The following is a 236-nucleotide window of genomic DNA, read 5'->3' on the forward strand; positions in this document are numbered from 1 at the left end:
TGGTGGGCTTGGTGGTGGTGTGCTTGGTGGTGCGGAACTGCACTGGGATCTCCTGATTCCTTCCAGTCCGCCTACCGGGTTAGCTGTCGGGTTCGGGCGTGGAAGTCGCCCTACGGCGTGCATGTGGGTGCGTGCCGATTCACCCCTGTGGGGAAGGGTGGGTCCCCGGCTCCTGCGCACCCCCTGGGTGGCCTGTGCGGCCGTGGCCAATGCGGCCAATGCGGCCAATGCGGCCG

Annotated in this window: 1 riboswitch. The window is 67.8% G+C overall.

What is annotated here, in order from left to right:
* Positions 1-53 precede the first annotated feature (53 nt).
* Positions 54-203: riboswitch (cyclic di-AMP (ydaO/yuaA leader) on the reverse strand.
* Between the last annotated feature and the right edge of the window lie 33 nt (positions 204-236).

This window comes from Actinomadura sp. SCN-SB (assembly GCF_043906805.1).
Classification (GTDB): domain Bacteria; phylum Actinomycetota; class Actinomycetes; order Streptosporangiales; family Streptosporangiaceae; genus Spirillospora.